The sequence below is a fragment of the Acinetobacter sp. YH01005 genome, assembly GCF_013420465.1.
In the GTDB taxonomy this organism is placed as follows: Bacteria; Pseudomonadota; Gammaproteobacteria; order Pseudomonadales; family Moraxellaceae; genus Acinetobacter; species Acinetobacter amyesii.
In genome coordinates this window covers 44,340-61,408 of record NZ_VOYA01000017.1, presented here as the reverse complement: position 1 = coordinate 61,408, position 17,069 = coordinate 44,340, and the positions used below count along the sequence as shown (strand labels likewise).

The 17,069-nt window shown below is 42.9% G+C and carries 15 protein-coding genes and 2 pseudogenes; 4 read left to right on the top strand and 13 right to left on the bottom strand.

The features are described from left to right. Positions 1–149, top strand: a 149-nt coding sequence (locus FTT72_RS12275; protein WP_079745370.1) for an integrase core domain-containing protein, incomplete at its 5' end; no start/stop codon positions are given. 60 nt (positions 150–209) lie between these two features. Here FTT72_RS12275 and FTT72_RS12270 read toward each other — a convergent pair. After that, positions 210–533, bottom strand: a pseudogene (locus FTT72_RS12270) (FMN-dependent NADH-azoreductase); the annotation flags it as partial. A 254-nt stretch (positions 534–787) separates the two neighbouring features. Here FTT72_RS12270 and FTT72_RS12265 point away from each other — a divergent pair. Further along, complete coding sequence (locus FTT72_RS12265) at positions 788–1,981, top strand: GGDEF domain-containing protein (RefSeq protein WP_180178455.1); 1,194 nt, start codon at positions 788–790, stop codon at positions 1,979–1,981. Between the two features lie 34 nt (positions 1,982–2,015). Here the strand turns inward: FTT72_RS12265 and FTT72_RS12260 are convergent. From FTT72_RS12260 to FTT72_RS12240, 5 genes and pseudogenes are all read right to left on the bottom strand, one after another. Next, positions 2,016–2,683: pseudogene (locus FTT72_RS12260) on the bottom strand (glutathione S-transferase family protein). A 2-nt stretch (positions 2,684–2,685) separates the two neighbouring features. Next, the gene (gene dsbD / locus FTT72_RS12255; RefSeq protein WP_180178454.1) at positions 2,686–4,485 is read right to left on the bottom strand and encodes a protein-disulfide reductase DsbD; all 1,800 of its coding nucleotides are present in this window, start codon (positions 4,483–4,485) and stop codon (positions 2,686–2,688) included. 54 nt (positions 4,486–4,539) lie between these two features. Continuing rightward, positions 4,540–5,310 carry a transporter gene (locus tag FTT72_RS12250; RefSeq protein WP_168379690.1) on the bottom strand — a complete coding sequence of 257 codons (771 nt, stop codon included), beginning with the start codon at positions 5,308–5,310 and terminating at the stop codon, positions 4,540–4,542. 14 nt (positions 5,311–5,324) lie between these two features. After that, positions 5,325–5,867 (bottom strand): ankyrin repeat domain-containing protein, encoded by a 543-nt coding sequence (locus tag FTT72_RS12245; protein ID WP_078190592.1) that lies wholly within the window; start codon positions 5,865–5,867, stop codon positions 5,325–5,327. Positions 5,868–5,996: 129 nt separating this feature from the next. Then, positions 5,997–6,362: an HPF/RaiA family ribosome-associated protein gene (locus FTT72_RS12240; RefSeq protein ID WP_168379689.1), complete on the bottom strand. Its 366-nt coding sequence runs from the start codon at positions 6,360–6,362 to the stop codon at positions 5,997–5,999. Between the two features lie 495 nt (positions 6,363–6,857). On the opposite strand from FTT72_RS12240, the gene FTT72_RS12235 reads away from it, so the two are divergent. Both FTT72_RS12235 and FTT72_RS12230 read left to right on the top strand, forming a co-directional pair. Further along, entirely contained in the window at positions 6,858–7,595 is a 738-nt protein-coding gene (locus FTT72_RS12235) for an outer membrane protein OmpK (RefSeq protein WP_078190594.1), read from the top strand. A 101-nt stretch (positions 7,596–7,696) separates the two neighbouring features. Next, entirely contained in the window at positions 7,697–8,197 is a 501-nt protein-coding gene (locus tag FTT72_RS12230) for a GNAT family N-acetyltransferase (protein WP_180178453.1), read from the top strand. A gap of 17 nt (positions 8,198–8,214) precedes the next feature. On the opposite strand, the gene FTT72_RS12225 is transcribed toward FTT72_RS12230, so the two are convergent. From FTT72_RS12225 to parE, 7 genes are all read right to left on the bottom strand, one after another. Beyond that, entirely contained in the window at positions 8,215–8,547 is a 333-nt protein-coding gene (locus tag FTT72_RS12225; protein ID WP_373686918.1) for a DUF1877 family protein, read from the bottom strand. A gap of 502 nt (positions 8,548–9,049) precedes the next feature. Beyond that, a complete protein-coding gene (urtE, locus tag FTT72_RS12220) occupies positions 9,050–9,748 on the bottom strand; it encodes an urea ABC transporter ATP-binding subunit UrtE (protein ID WP_068532840.1) in 699 nt (232 codons plus the stop codon). A 10-nt stretch (positions 9,749–9,758) separates the two neighbouring features. Continuing rightward, positions 9,759–10,580: an urea ABC transporter ATP-binding protein UrtD gene (gene urtD / locus FTT72_RS12215; protein ID WP_068532837.1), complete on the bottom strand. Its 822-nt coding sequence runs from the start codon at positions 10,578–10,580 to the stop codon at positions 9,759–9,761. Beyond that, positions 10,577–11,650: an urea ABC transporter permease subunit UrtC gene (gene urtC, locus FTT72_RS12210; protein ID WP_180054174.1), complete on the bottom strand. Its 1,074-nt coding sequence runs from the start codon at positions 11,648–11,650 to the stop codon at positions 10,577–10,579. The genes urtD and urtC overlap by 4 nt, the downstream gene beginning before the upstream one ends. A 4-nt stretch (positions 11,651–11,654) precedes the next feature. Then, positions 11,655–13,289: an urea ABC transporter permease subunit UrtB gene (urtB, locus tag FTT72_RS12205; protein WP_180178452.1), complete on the bottom strand. Its 1,635-nt coding sequence runs from the start codon at positions 13,287–13,289 to the stop codon at positions 11,655–11,657. A 95-nt stretch (positions 13,290–13,384) separates the two neighbouring features. Next, on the bottom strand, positions 13,385–14,671 hold the full coding sequence (urtA, locus tag FTT72_RS12200; RefSeq protein ID WP_180078537.1) for an urea ABC transporter substrate-binding protein: 1,287 nt from the start codon (positions 14,669–14,671) through the stop codon (positions 13,385–13,387). A 374-nt stretch (positions 14,672–15,045) separates the two neighbouring features. Beyond that, positions 15,046–16,926, bottom strand: coding sequence for a DNA topoisomerase IV subunit B (gene parE, locus FTT72_RS12195; protein ID WP_180178451.1), 1,881 nt, complete (start codon positions 16,924–16,926; stop codon positions 15,046–15,048). Between the last annotated feature and the right edge of the window lie 143 nt (positions 16,927–17,069).

The window sequence follows — 17,069 nt, the reverse complement described above, 5'->3', positions numbered from 1 at the left end:
AAGCTTATAGCAGTGTCACAGATGCGAAAAAGCAATTGAGTGCATATTTTGAGTTTTATAATCTGAAACGACCTCATTCGAGTCTAGACAAAATGACACCAAATGAGTTTTACTATGATCAGCTACCGCAACAAAACAAGGTGGCTTAACTAGAGCAGAATATCACTTATAAATACGCTTTTAGTTGTTCAAACAAGTGGAACCACCTCTGTACGACCTGCAACACTGATACGGTCGATCCATGCTTTCAAAGTTGAGGGTAAACCGAAGTTGTACATAGCAGCACCAACCACAACCACATCAGCATCTAAATACTGTTGTAACAGTTGCTCGCCTAAAGCCGATTGTTCTGCATTTTGACCCATCAAAATTTCACTGCTGAGATGTGGAATCTGCTGTACAGCTAAATCGAGATATTGAACCTGTGCCGCATCACCATGTTTTTGCTGTAGCTGTTGTACAATTTCAGCGCTGAGTTGACGTGAAACTGAAGCGTCGCCCATGATGCTTGAATCAATATGCAAAATTTTCATGACTAAAACCTAAAGCTATTGTTATTAACTTGAGCCTAGTGTAATCACTTTTCATAAATAGAATAATCCCGATCCTTATGACACTATGTTTTATTTTTAGAACAATCTTTTTGAACTCGTAAAAAATTTAAAATTACTGAGCGGTTCTTGACCGTTATCAAGTGTAAATTTTCATGCTAATGTAAGCCTATAAAATGATATCTATATAAACTTTAAGAAAAAAACTGATAACTCGAACAGGGCAAAGACACAGGATGACGGTGAAATCAAGCATACGTGACATGATCCTTCGCAATAGAATCGCCCAGTATTTACTGGAAGATGAAGTGGTCATGAATTGGAGCATCCTGAAAAAGTGTATGCTCATGCTGATGCTTGGCTCAGCCATTCATCTGCTTTGGATCATTTGGAAATTTTATGTTTATGTCACGCCAGAACTTTGGCAGTGGGTTAACCTTGATCTCATCCACTCTCAATTGTGGACCAATATCGTCTTTTTTTGCTTAATGGTCCTCCTGATTTGGCCTTGCTATGCTGGAAAAGATAATCCCAAGATTCAGCTAATTTTACCTTATCTTTCGGTCGGCTTATTCGTCATTTCTTTATGTCGTGATGGTTATTTAATTGGCGTTATGAGTCCAGCCACCATGATCTCCTACGTGAGCCTTGTGACCGTTGGATTGGTGCTATTTACACGAAAAATCGTCTATAGCATGCTGATCCCAGCCACGATTTTTTTATCCATTTGTATGTATTTAAGCATCCGCGGCATTATCCCCTATGCCCCGATTTTTCAACCTCATGCCTATGGCTATCAAAATAGTTTTTGGCTCTTCTCAATGATCTTTTTCATTGTTCCTATTTTATTAACCTGTTTGGCTTTATTTGAAATCTTACTCAGCCAATGGCGTCATCGAGAGCATTTGATTCAAAAACTTAGTCAAGTCGACCCACTGACCAATTTATTTAATCGACGCAGTATCAATCAGTGTTTGGAACAGCTCGATAATGCTAAAACAGCTACATATGCACTGGTCTTATTGGACTTAGACCATTTCAAACGTATCAATGATGAATTCGGACACGATAAAGGCGATGAAACCCTGATTCTCGTCAGCCAAGTATTAAACCAACATTTACGCGGTAGTGATGTGGTTGGGCGTTTTGGCGGCGAAGAGTTTATTTTGGTGTTAAAAAACTCTAACTTAGAACAAGCGATATTCATTGCAGAGCGCTGTCGAAAAGCCATTGAGCAGCTTGAAATTTGGGGGCATGAAGGTCAGTCAATTCATGTGACAGCCAGTTTTGGCATTGCGATTTCTACGCCAGAATTGGTACCGCAACAATTGCTGACCCATGCAGATCAAGCGCTATACGCAGCTAAAGCTGGCGGCCGCAACATGGTGATGGCCTACACCGAACAACAAAGCTTTAGCCATTTGGTTTAAAACTTTTATACAGATCAGACGTGGCGTTGAGCTTTTACCGTGGATACTGTTCCATACGGCGGACTGGCTGTTCCAGTTGAGCAGCCGCGATCCATGCCTCCACAGAAGGATGCTGCAAAATCTTTTGCATATAACGCTGTGTGTTGTCACTCACAGGTAACTGAAAGGTCTGTAAACGTGTTACCACGGGTGCAAAAAAAGCATCGGCAATAGTAAATTCACCGCATAGAAAGCCATCCACCGCAGCACGACTCGACCAAATCTGTTCGATTCGCGCTACTTCAGCACACAATTCGGCATGTTCAGACCATAATATTTGACCATGGCGACCATAATCCGCCTGCAAATTCATACTGCATAAGCTACGCAATTGCATAAAACTACTGTGCATTTCCGCGCAAATACTCCGTGCCCATGCACGTTGTGTGGGATCTTTGGGCCACAGTGTAAGCTCTTGAAACTGCTCTGCCAAATATTCACAAATCGCCAATGAGTCCCAAATCATCACACCGTCATGTTGCAGTAGGGGCACTTGCCATTGGCATGTAGGGCTAACATTTGCTGCTTGAACGCTCCGCCATCTGCTTCTTCAGAAAAAGGGATCAAGATCTCTTGAAAGGGTAAATTAAACGCGTGTAACACCAACCACGGTCGCATAGACCACGTCGAATAGTTTTTATTGGCAATATATAATTGCATCATTTTTATTCTCCACGCGATTTAAATTTTTCCAATTGCGCGAGCAATTCCTTCTCACTAAAAGCACCCGTCAAGCGTAGTCCACGTATCTCTTGATGCGCTGTATCTAAAAATAAATAGGTTGGTGGCCCTAAAATATCCCATTGATTGAGCAGAACTTGATGGGTTGCATCATACTGACTCAAATCCAACTTAATTAAGTAATACGGTGCCAAAGCCTGTTGTACCGAAGCCGATTTTAAAACTTTATGTTCAATCGGCTGGCAGGCCACACACCAATCGGCATAGACATCAATAATCGCGGATTGACCTTGAGGAATTTCACTTAATAAACGTTGAAACTCTTCCGCTGTATGTGCCACATGCCAAGCACTTTGTTGTTGATTTTCTTCGACTAAAAAACGTTGGCTATGTTGATATTGACTGTACACAATAAGATAAGGTAAGGCGGCACAGAACACCAAGATATACAGCCATTTGAGCTGAGTACTGCGCCATAAAATGCGCCAAAGCACATAAGCGCTAAACACCAGACCCAGAGCAAGGGATAACCACTGTAACCAAGCTTCACTGATCAATGGTCGAATAAAATACAAAGCCAATGCCAACATAATGAAAGCAAAGAGCACCTTGATTTGATTCATCCACAAACCCGCTTTAGGCAATACCCGTGAGCCAAGGACACTGGCCAACAATAGCGGGGTCCCCATGCCAAAGCCGAGGGTGAATAACAATAACGCACCTTGCCACTGACTTTGGGTTTGGGAAATAAATAATAATGCGCCTGCCAACGGTGCTGTCATACAAGGACCGACCAGTAATGCTGAAATCATCCCCATGACCCCAGCGCCAACGAGACTACCGCCCTTTTGCATCGACTGAGCTTGGTCTAAGCGATTGACCCAACTGCGTGGCAATTTCAGTTCAAATAAACCAAATAAATTCAGGGCAAAAACCACAAAGAGTACGCTAAAGGCAATTAAGGTCGAGGGTTGTTGCAACCAACGCTGGAAATTCAAACCTGCAGACGACGCCACCAAGCCGAGAATGGCATACACCATCGCCATACTGGTGACAAAAGTCAGTGCAATCATCCATGCTTTTAAACCTCGGCTGTCGCGGACAATCAGTGAGGTTAAAATCGGCAGCATTGGCAATGAACAAGGGGTAAAAGCCAGCAAAAAACCCAGGCCAAAAAACAGCAAAAGTCCATAAAATATAGAGCTTTGCGCTAATTTTTCAGACCACATTTGGTCGCTTGCGGTATAGCGTTCAGAAGCCAGTGCAGCATTATCTGCCCTCTGCTGATCTAAACGATTCGCCGTAGGCTGTTCAGCATTATTTTCTGCTGCAAAGTCGAGTAAACGTTTGCTTGGAGTGGCTAGATTTTGCTGTGTGACCAAACCAGAAGCATCCGTTTCAAAGCTGATGCTCTGTGGTGGATAACACACCCGATCCTTGGCACAGCCTTGCCAACTGACTTGATAAGTCTGCAGTTTTTGAGTTGGAATTTTAAAACTCAACTGTTGGTAATACACCTGCGTATGACCATAGTTATCGTCTTTTAAATCCTCAGCAGCAGGCAAATCCAAAGCCAAAACTTGATTGCCCTGCTTCACCTCTATTTTGTGCTGATACAGATAATAATGCGCTGGAATATCCCAACTCAGCTCCGCCTGATCTGCACGATCGGAGACGACCGAGAAAGGAAAAGCATCTTCAGCTGAAAGTAATGCATCCTGAGCAGAGACGCCCATACTGAACGACAGCACAGCCGCTGCCGCAACATAAGTCCATTGTTTCATTCAGCTGAATTCATCCTCAGTCTGTATTTATACGTTTTAAAATTTAGGGTTCTTTTAGAACAGGTAAGATACGCCCAAACCGGACTGATAATTTTTATGACCGCCAGTGAGTTCTAGACCGACGCTCGCATCCAACTGCATACGATCCGAAACGGCATACGTCAGACCTGAAGCCAAAGACACTTCCTGATCGGTACTCTCTGCTTTGCGATAAACCAGCTCAGAAAAGCCCGATAAATTACCCGCAATGTGATATTCCATTCCCGGAATTGCACTCACAGCCCAATCACCATCTTGAACCTCATAACGCATGGTCATTGAAGTCCCAATTGTATCGCTATAATCATAAGCCACGGCTGAAGTCAGACTATAAATGTCATCTTCAGCACTAAAGCCTTCATTGCCTGTCGCAATAATAGCTTCAGCAAGAATAGCCATCGACAATTTCTCATCATTCAAATCAATGGCTTTTTTCAGGCCAATGCTGACATCACCCAAACCATCATCTTCAACTGAGCGACCCGCAACTTTGGTTTTAGACCATGCAGGACCTTGCCAACCCAATTGCAATTCCAAATCTTTTGCCAAACCAGTACGGAATAACATGTCTGCATTTAAAGTGGTGTTTTTTACTTTTTCACCATTTTCATCACGACTTTCACTATAGCTCGCTGCTGGCAAACTTTGTTCCCATGCCAAACGACCTACAGGGGTAATGCCTGTGCCCATACCCGCGCCCGGACGATCAAATGAAAAATCCGCCGCAAATGCAGACAGGCTCAAACTGGATAATGTTGCAATGCTTAAAACTTTAAATACAGTCATGTTTTTACTCACAATTATGCTAATTCTTTGGTCATTTTTGCGCCATGGCTACGCAAAAGCTCCAAGGTTTGTTTTTCTTCTTCCAATGCTTCTGACCAATTTACCGCATCAAAATCACAGTCAAAAAATAATTCACTAATCGACGATAAAATGGTTAAACCATCGCTATCAATCATATTTGGATTCACTTTTTCATCCAATAAACGCTGTACCGCAGGGACACATGCTGCACTCGCAGCATCCCATAATGGACCATAAATTTCTTCAGCATCCCATAAATGCACATTGGCTTTGGCTTGAATCAGCGCTTCCAAGATTTGCATATGTACATCTAAATGTTGTGTTTTCTGTTCTGCTGTTAAAGGTTGGCCTGCTTCATACGCTTCGCAAACCATTTCCCACCATTTAAACAAACCATCAGACCATACAGAAACCGCAGGTCCTTTCTCAAAGTCGATAAAATTTGGATTAAGACCATCTGCCAACAGGCGTTGCACCTGTGCAAGATCTTGTTCTTCTAACGCTTGCACAAAAAGCTGTTGTTGCGCTGTTAACATCTGGAAAGCTCACTTCAATTTATTTTGATCTATTATGCCGAATAAAGCTGCGTTTGTTTGAATTTCATGTAAAACAAAATACAAAACACACAAAAAAAGCCCCGCAGGGCTTTTTTTAAATTTTGAGACTTATTCGTCGTCTACGATATCATCCGCTTCAGCAAAAGCAGGTTGCGTACTGCGTGGGTTCTCTTTCTTTTCGAACACATGTTCAAGACTACGTTTAAGTCGATCAATTGCACCGTGAATAGCTGTATCTACATTATGACCACGATGGTTGACCACGACAGGCTTCAAACCTGCTGGACGCGCTTCAATCATACATTTGATGTCGTCGCTGCCGCCCTTGTCCCCATTTTCATCACTTAAATGCACCGAAAAGTGGGTAATGCGTTCACTATGGCGCTGAAATTCTTCATTAAGTTCTGCACGAACGTATGTAATTAGTCGATCACTGTTTATAATGTTTTTATCTGTACGGATTTCAATGTTCATAATATCATCCTCATATCTATCTGTATTAGCTATAAAAATTTGTGCAAAACTTATTATCTTGGCACGTTACATTTGCTGTAAATGTTACAGCAATGACCATCTTCAACTTTGTATGGAACGTCGTCCTCCACATTGAATGATGAACACTTTAGAGTCTGCAGATCCGTGTCCTTATACTTCGAATATCGGTCTTAAGTTAGAATTTTGCAAGTGCTATTTTGATATTTTTTTAATATCCATACAAAAAGTAAGACTTTATTGTAGATTTGCATTGTTTTAATTGATTTGGGTCATATTCTTGTGCAATTCCTCGACGCCCACCTTCTATTTGTACAATTCCATTCAAACTCAAAATCTCGCTTTTACCGTCATCGATCATTCACAGCGTATTTCCCCTTCAAATTACAAAACAATTTTGCCGTTGAGTAAAATTTGGCTTTATTTTTGCTTAATAATCTGTATGCTTTCAGTGCTTCTCGGGGGAGATATTTTTTAATGAAACTTACACAAATCGTTGCATCATGTGCATTAGCATCTGCTGCTGCTTTCACTCAAGCTTCACCTATCGTATGGCAAGATTTCAGCTTAACTGGCTTATATGGTGAAAACTATGAAGTTGGTACTGAAGACCGTACAACGATCACAGCCGAATATGCAGCCAAACTGAAATATTCAGATGTATTCTTCTTCGTTGACCAACAATTGGATGGTAACGATGATCAATCAACTTATGCAGAATTAGCGCCACGTCTAAGCTTAGGTGAAGTTTCTGGTAAAGACCTTTCTATGGGTCCAATCAAAGACGTTCTTATTGCAACGACTTGGGAACATAATGCGGGTTACGATCACCACAACTCTGAATTTAACAACTTCTTGTACGGTGTAGGTTTCTCTCTCGATATTCCATATACACAATATGCAAATGTGAACTTCTATAAAGCGGCTAACGACAAGACTAAAGATGATTATCAAATGACAATCACTTATGCAGTGCCGTTCAAATTAGGTTCAGAAGAGTTTTTAGCAGATGCCTTCCTAGACTGGTCAACTGCTGAAGCAGACCATGCAAGTGAATTAAACTGGACATCTCAGTACAAATGGAATGTGGGTAAACACATTTCACCAAAAACTAAGTTATATGTTGGTATCGAACATTCAGTTTGGAACAACAAATTTGGTATTAAAGGCGTAGACCAAAACGATGTCAGCGCATTGGTGAAATACCACTTCTAAGTTCGACTCAGAACGCTATGAAGAAAAAAGCAAGGTTCATCACCTTGCTTTTTTTATGCCTAAGTTTTTAAATTGACTTTATTTTTATCAGAAATTTGCGCATGTCTTTTCTCATTCGACCTGCAATTCCACAAGACTTAGCGGCCATTCTCGCAATCTATAATCATGAAGTTCTCAACGGCTTTGCGACATGGAATGATCAAGCTTATACCCTTGACTCTTTTCAACAGAAATTGCTGGATTTCCAAAAGCAAAATTTTCCTTTTGTGGTGATTGAAGATCAAGATCAACAGCAAATCGCCGGTTATGCTGACTATGGTTCTTTCCGTCATTTTGCTGGCTATCGACATACTGTTGAGCATTCTGTCTATATTGACCCAAACTATGCTCGACTAGGTCTCGGTCAGCAACTATTGGAGCACCTAATTCAGCATGCCAAAAGCCAAAATATGCATGTCATGATCGCTGGCATTGATCACGGCAATAGCGCCTCGATTGCCCTGCACAAAAAATTAGGCTTTAAGCAAACAGGTTATATGCCTGAAGTGGGACAAAAATTTGGTGAATGGCGAGATCTCGTCCTGATGCAACTTCAGTTATAGCCTGTGTTGAGCTGTGTTTATGGTAATTTATCCAAACGAATACCATCTTGTATCACACTCAGCACCGATAAATTATGACGCACCGCATCACGATAAAGATCTTGTAACTGTAAAAAAAGCAGTTTTAATTCGGCCAATTTAAGCTCTTGCTCAGGTGCGGTTTCTGCAATCGTGACCAAATAACGTTTTTTGATTTCATCCACGCTTAACTGTTGTAATGCCTGATGGATTTCTGCAACGCGAACTACAGTATTGTAATGCACTGCAAGGCTCAGTCCCGGTCGTCGCTCTGACAATGGATGTTCTGCCTGAATGGCATAATTCAGTGCCGCAGCTGAATCCCTGTTCACGCTTAATAATGGATTCAACTCTTGCCACGTTTCCCCTAAAAAAAGGAGTGTTGTACAAAAGGTGAATCCAAGACATCTTGAGGGGTTTCTGCTTCTAAAATCAGAGTTTCCAAATCATTCGGTGGGATCAAATATAATATCGCGTCCATATTCTTATCTTCTTGTTATGTCGTACATTTAGATTAATGTAATCCACACAAAAATAAAGCAGATATTTTGTATATTCGACTGCAGTTGATCGAATACTGATGGATGCCCATTCGCCCTTTACCAAAGTTTCAGTACTGCACTTAGCATCACTGAAGCACGACATGCTGAAGCTTCAAATGACGATACTGAGAACAACTTAAGCTTATGGTTTAAAACAAAAAAAATTTATGCCACTCGTTTTTTTGATGCCATTTCCATGACCAGCAACGATTTTTTGAGCGTAGTAAATTGAATGAAAAGAGTAACGAGCTTGATTGATACAAGCCCGCCACACATCGCAGTCAACTAAATATTAAATCGCCACCAATTCCCGAATGCCTTTTTCAGGCATTTCACTACCGACACCTTGTGCAATCACTTGCCCCCGCGCCATCACGGTATATTCATCTGCCAGTTCTTCTGCAAAATCATAAAACTGTTCAACCAAAACAATCGCCATTTCTCCGCCATCGGCTAACTGACGAATCACACGGCCAATGTCTTTAATAATCGACGGCTGAATGCCTTCGGTCGGTTCATCTAAAATCAATACCCGTGGTTCGGAAGCGAGCGCACGGGCAATCGCCAATTGTTGCTGCTGACCACCAGATAAATCTCCACCTCGACGATGTTTCATTTCATCCAATACGGGGAAAATCTCATAGAGATGTTCTGGCACTTTTCGGGTTTTAGCGCCTTTAAATTTTGCCATCCCAATCAAAATATTTTCTTCAACGGTCAAGGTTGAAAAAATGTCCCGTCCTTGCGGTACATAAGCCAAGCCTTCACGTACACGTTGCTCTGGACTCAGTTTAGAAATGTCTTTGCCATCCAGTAAGATCTGCCCAGACTTGATCGGTAAAATGCCCATTAAACATTTTAAGAGGGTGGTTTTACCCACACCATTTCGCCCGAGCACCACTGAACATGCCCCCACGGGAGCGGCAAATGTCACATCTCTTAAAATATGACTGCCACCATAAAACTGATTGACGTCTTTGACTTCTAACATGGTCTGCTCCTTAACGTCCGAGATATTTTTCAATGACATCTTCATTGGCTTGGACTTCGGCCAATGTACCCTCTGCCAAAATCGCACCTTGCGCCAACACGGTGACTTTTTCACTGATGGTGTCAATAAAGCTCATGTCATGTTCAACCACGATAAGGGTATGGTTCTTTTTCAACTCTAAACATAGCTCTGCGGTACGCTCTGTTTCAGCATCGGTCATTCCTGCTACAGGTTCATCCAGCAGAATCAACTTTGGACGCTGCATCAGTAGCATGCCTATTTCTAACCACTGCTTTTGACCATGTGACAACAGCCCTGCCGGTTTATGGATTAATTCTTCTAAGCGGATTTGTGCTAAAGATTCGTCCAAGGCATTTTGCGCATCTGGATCGAGTTTGCTGAAGAAACTCTTTTTCACCCGTTTATCTTTCGGTGCTGCCAATAACAGGTTTTCCATCACAGTAAAATTTTCAAATACAGTAGGCTTTTGAAACTTACGACCGATCCCAGCTTCTGCAATTTGCTCTGTACTCATTTTTGCCAAATCATAGGTTTGCCCAAAAAAAGCCGAACCTTCTGTCGGGCGAGTTTTCCCTGTAATCACATCCATCAGCGTGGTTTTGCCTGCACCATTGGGACCAATGATGCAGCGCAGCTCACCTTCTTTGATATATAACGACAAATCATTTAATGCACGGAAAGAATCAAACCAGACACTGACTTTTTCTAAATACAAGGCAATGCCGTGACTGAAATCCGCACCCTGCTCCTTTGGTCGTCCATAACCTTCAGCAGCATGACCGCCATGCGGTTGAACCCATTGATCATTCATTCGCTGCGCTCCTTTTTAAACCGCTCTAATAACCCAATCACACCTTTTGGCAAGAATATCGTTACCACAATAAACAGCGCACCTAAAATCAATAGCCATGCCTCTGGATAAGCCACCGTGAAATAGGTCTTCACCCCATTGATTAAACCTGCACCCAAAATTGGGCCAATCAGCGTACCGCGCCCCCCTGCAGCCACCCACACCGCCATTTCAATCGAATTGACAGGGTTCATTTCACTCGGGTTAATAATACCGACTTGAGGGACATACAGAGCGCCTGCAATCCCTGCGATCACAGCGGACAAGACCCATGCAGAGAGCTTGTACCATAAGGTGCGATAACCTAAATATTGCAAACGGTTTTCACTGTCACGAATTGCACCAAGTACGCGACCATAGGGTTTATTCATCAGGTGACGTAAACCGACAAAACAGATAAGCAAAGTCAGTGCCGTGAGGAAACACAAGGTTGCACGCATTGGTGCAGAGGTAATATCCATACCTAAGATGGTTTTAAAACCGGTAAAGCCGTTGTTACCGCCAAAGCCTGTTTCATTGCGGAAAAACAGTAGCGCCGCAGCAAAGGTCATGGCTTGGGTAATAATTGAAAAATACACGCCTTTAATTTTTGAGCGGAAGGCAAAGAAGCCAAAAATGAAGGCAATCAGTCCTGGGACCAAAACCACCAAAGCCAATGCCCACACGATATGTTCAGTACCCATCCAGTACCACGGTAGCTCGGTCCAACTCAAAAAGCGCATAAAGTCGGGTAAGCCATCGCCTGCCGCTTCACGCATGAGATACATACCGAAGGCATAGCCGCCCAAGGCAAAGTACAGACCATGCCCTAAGCTTAAAATGCCGGCATAGCCCCAAACCAAATCTAAGGCCAATGCCACCAAGGCGAGACACATAATCTTGCCAATGAGCGTGACCCAATACGCTGATAAATGCAGTGCTGAATCGGCGGGTAATACATGTAACCAAGGTAAAATCAGTAAAATGGCAAAGCACACGGCAATCGCCATACCGCTATAGGGTTTATCCGATAATAACGAAGTGATTTTCATGCGCTTACTCCACAAAACGGCCTTTGATGGCAAACAAACCTTGTGGACGTTTTTGAATAAACAAAATCACAAGAACCAGTAGAATAATTTTCGCTAAGACTGCACCCATGCCGATTTCCAGCACTGTGCCACTGACACCTAGACCTAAAGCCGCCAATACTGCGCCCCATACTTGGCCAACACCGCCAACCACAACCACCAAGAACGCATCGATAATATAGTTTTGTCCTAGGTCAGGACCGACATTGCCGACTTGTGCTAAGGCACAGCCTGCCAGACCTGCAAGCCCCGAACCTAAACCAAAAGCCATCATGTCAATGCGGCTAGAACGGATACCTACGGCCTGTGCCATTTGACGGTTTTGCGTCACGGCACGAACAAATAAACCAAAGCGGGTTTTATTCAGCAAGTAAACCAGTAATAGGAGTACCGCAACGGTAAAGCCAATAATGGCAATACGGTTATAAGGCAGCATCAGACTCGGTGTCACAGCAATGCCCCCTGACAGCCATGAAATATTCGACACCTCAACGTTCTGCGCACCAAAAACCATACGCACCACTTGCATCAAAATTAAGCTCACACCAAAGGTGGCTAATAGTGTTTCCAATTGACGGCCATACAAGGGACGAATAACGGTACGTTCAATCAACATGCCGATCAAAGCACTTACAATAAATGCGGCAGGAATCGCGGCAATCAAGTACCAATCGACATAGCTACTGAGATGACTCTTAAACAGGCTTTGCACCACATAAGTGGTATAGGCCCCGATCATGATCAGTTCACCATGCGCCATGTTAATCACGCCTAGCAGACCATACGTAATGGCTAAGCCCAACGCCGCCAGTAGTAAAATACTGGCCGTGCTGAGACCTGAAAAGACATGTCCAGTCCATTCACTGGCCTGAATACGAGTTTTAATATTGCTCTTGGCTTCTGTCAGTGCGGCTTTTAACTCAGGATGCAGGTTGGCTTGTTGTAATTCCTGTTCCACCATCGCCAACACATCGGGACGGTTAGAATCTTGCAGCACTTTGGCCGCCTGTATTTTTTGTAAAACATCAGGGTTTTGATAATCCAAGCGTGCTTTGAGCTGCGCTAAATGGGCTTTAACTTTGTTATTTTTTTCATTTAAATACAATTGATTAATATTTTTAACATCCAACTCAGCCAAGTTATTTTCTAAAATATCGATCGCATCTAAACGCTGGTTTAAATCATCCGATTGCAGCTTTTCTTTCGCTTGCGCAAACGTTAAGGCTTTACGAAGGGTATTCACCAAAGTCACTTGAGATAAATCGGCAGGCCAATCCGTCACGGTTTGCAAATCTGGATAGCTCAATAATTTTTCTTCAGTTTCTAAAATATAGGTTTGACCGCTTTGACCACTATATAACTGGTCTTTTTCGACCAATGCTGCCAACTGATCTAAGGATTCAATATCGCCCGGCCATTGATTCAGTAAACTACGTCGCTCGGTAAAACTCCCGCGAACAAATTGCTGAATGGCGTCACCTTGCTGCACAGATTGCACCGTAGGCACGACATTCGCTGCAGTTTCTGCATGCACGATTTGCAGACAGAATAATTGGCTCAGGAATAGAAAAAGGATCGGGAAATTGCGTAATTTTTTCATCTTATAAGCATCCCTATTGAGTAATAGAACAACCCCATCTAGGGATCACATCAAAACATGCCCACTACACAATGGCAGTAGGCATTTGGATTGAATTATTTCGGGATGTACGGGCTCCATGGCTCTGCAGCAATGGTTTTTGCGGTTTTGTGCACCACATCAAACTGACCATCGGCACGGATCTGACCAATCATGACTGGTTTATGCAAATGATGGTTCGACGCATCCATTTGCAAGGTATAGCCCGATGGCGCTTTAAATTCTTGGCCGGCCATAGCTTCACGCACTTTATCGACATCTGTGCTTCCTGCTTTTTCTACCGCTTGTTTCCACATATTGATGCCGACATAGGTAGCCTCCATCGGGTCATTGGTCACAAATTTATCGGCATTTGGCAGTTTGTATTCCACGGCATACTGCTTCATTTTATTGGTGAATTCAGTATTCACTGGATTTTTCACCGACATGAAGTAGTTCCACGACGCCAAGTGTCCTACCAGCGGCTTGGTATCGATACCGCGTAATTCCTCTTCACCCACAGAGAACGCCATCACTGGAATATCCGCAGCTTTGATGCCTTGGTTGCCCAATTCACGATAGAACGGCACATTTGAATCGCCGTTAATGGTCGAGATCACAGCCGTCTTTTTCCCTGCCGCAAACTTCTTCACATTGCCCACAATGGTTTGATAGTTGCTATGACCAAATGGGGTATATTCTTCCATGATGTCTGCATCGGCAATGCCTTTCGACTTTAAGAAAGCACGTAGAATTTTATTGGTCGTTCGTGGGTAAACATAATCCGTACCGAGCAGTACAAAACGCTCAGCTTTACCGCCCTCCTCACTCATCAAATATTCCACTGCAGGAATCGCTTGCTGATTCGGTGCTGCACCTGTGTAGAAAATATTTTTAGACTGTTCCTGACCTTCATACTGAACAGGGTAGAACAATAAGCCATTTAATTCTTCAACCACGGGTAAAACCGACTTACGAGATACCGACGTCCAGCAACCAAAAATCACGGCTACTTTGTCTTGGGTAATCAACTGACGGGTTTTTTCCGCAAATAGTGGCCAGTCCGATGCCGGATCCACCACCACAGGTTCTAGTTTTTTACCCAATACCCCGCCATTCGCATTAATTTCATTAATCGCCATCAAGGCCGTATCTTTTAGAGAAGTTTCTGAAATCGCCATCGTGCCTGACAGCGAATGTAAGATCCCGACTTTAATGGTGTCACCACTTGCTGCAGCGGCTTTTGGTTCAGATGCAGCGCTTTCTGTTTTTTCTTCTGCGGGTTTTGAACAGCCCGTTAAAGCAATCGCCCCAGTCATCGTTGCCGCTAAAATACTTTTAGCAAATACATTGCGTTGAAACATTATTCACACTCCCAACCTAAGCTTGTAAGTCACATTTTTAAAATGCATTTGTTGTCTTTCATCACAACAGAGCAATTCAATAACTGTGCCAAGCCTTATTTTTTATTTTGATTGAGTGCTTTTATTTATTTTTAAATATTATTTTTCATACAGTTACAATCATAAACTTTGCTTGTAATTTTTTATGGTTCGATCCAAACACCGTAAAATCACCGCAAAGATGCATACAAACTTGTATCCAACATTTGACCTATAATTGAACAATTTTGCGACGTTTTTCAAAAAATACGGTGTTTTAGCACACAAATCATGCAGCTTTTCCTACATTTGAAGCAAAAAAAAACCACTTGCGTGGTTTTTTTCTTATTGCAATTTTAAACCACCAAATCGGCCAAATTACCCTTCTGTTCTAACCAATGTTTACGGTCTGAAGAGCGTTTCTTCGCCAATAATTTGTCGAGTAAACCTGAAGTAAACTGTACGTCATCCAAATCCAGTTGCACCAAACGGCGTGTATCGGGATCCATAGTCGTTTCACGCAGCTGACTCGCGTTCATCTCGCCCAATCCTTTAAAGCGTGTGATCTGAGGATTTTTGGTTTTACATTTCTTCAAGATGCTTTCCAACTCATCTTCATCCAAGGCATAGTGCACATCTTTATTGTCATCTATACGGAACAGCGGTGGCATCGCCACAAACAAATGTCCTTCCTCAACTAGAGTATGGAAATGTTTGACAAACAGTGCGCAGAGTAATGTCGCAATGTGCAAACCATCCGAGTCGGCATCGGCTAAGATACAAATCTTGCCATAACGTAGTTCTGACAAGTCGTCACTGCCCGGATCTACACCAATCGCAATCGCAATATCATGTACTTCTTGCGATGCTAAGACCTCATCAGATGACACTTCCCAAGTATTTAAAATCTTACCGCGGATCGGCATGATCGCTTGGAAGTTCTTATCACGTGCTTGCTTGGCAGAACCACCTGCAGAATCCCCTTCCACAATAAACAGTTCTGATTCTTCGAGGGTATGGCCCACACAGTCGGCCAATTTACCTGGTAAGGCTGGACCTGAAACGATCTTTTTACGTTCAACTTTTTTCGCAGCTTTTAAACGGCGACCGGCTTTGGCAATCACCATTTCAGCCAGTTGCATGGCAATATCGGAGTTTTGATTCAGCCACAGTGCAAAGGCATCTTTGGCAATATTTAACACCACACCAGAGGCTTCACGGCTTGAAAGTCGTTCTTTGGTCTGACCTGAGAATTGTGGCTCTTGGAATTTCAAAGACAGAATAAAGTTGACGCCATCCCACACATCTTCGGCAGATAGCTTCATATTCCGTGGCAATAAATTCCGTAATTCACAGAATTCACGAATCGCATCTGTCACACCCGAACGTAAACCATTGACATGGGTACCGCCTTGCGCAGTCGGGATGAGGTTGACATACGACTCTTGAATGGACTCACCACCTTCCACATTCCAACAAATCGCAAACTCAGCGCTGGCACGCTCTGCCTCACCGGTCGCCACAAATGCAGGGGCAGGAACGATGTCACGGTCTTGCAGTTCATCCATCAAATAGTCAACCAGACCATTTTCAAACTGCCATTCAATTTTTTCGTTATTGATTTGATCTACATAAATGATTTGTAGACCGGCTGCCAATACTGCTTTGGCTTTTAAATTATGTTTAAGTGCTTTTAAGGCAAATTTAGGCGAGTCAAAATATTTCGCTTCAGGCCAAAAATGCACGGTTGTTCCAGTCGCACGTTTGGCACATTTACCTTCTAAAACTTCCAGTGGCGCAACTGGCTCACCGTGTTCAAAGGCCATTTTATACAGGTTGCCATGACGTTGAACTTCCACCTCAACACGGTTGGACAATGCGTTGACGACAGAAATCCCCACACCATGCAAACCACCTGAAAATTGATAATTGTCTGTGCTGAATTTACCGCCGGCATGTAGTTTGGTCAGAATGATTTCAATCCCGCTTTGACCATACTCAGGATGGATGTCAACTGGCATCCCACGACCATTATCTTCAACTGACAATGAGCCATCTTTATACACTGTCACGGTAATTTTATTGGCATGTCCTGCAAGCGCTTCATCGACGGCGTTATCTATCACTTCCTGCGCCAAATGGTTTGGTCGTGTAGTGTCTGTATACATCCCCGGACGACGACGTACCGGATCTAGGCCAGATAAAACTTCAAGTGATTGAGCCGTATATTGCGTCACGTTGCAAAATTCCCTGCTTTTTTGGTTAAAACATTTCTTCAAGCGCTACAGTATATGCTTTTTTATTAAAATGCATATCTCTTGCGATCAGCCGCCATTTTCTTAAACAATTTAAACGTCAAATGATGTCGTAACTGCCCATT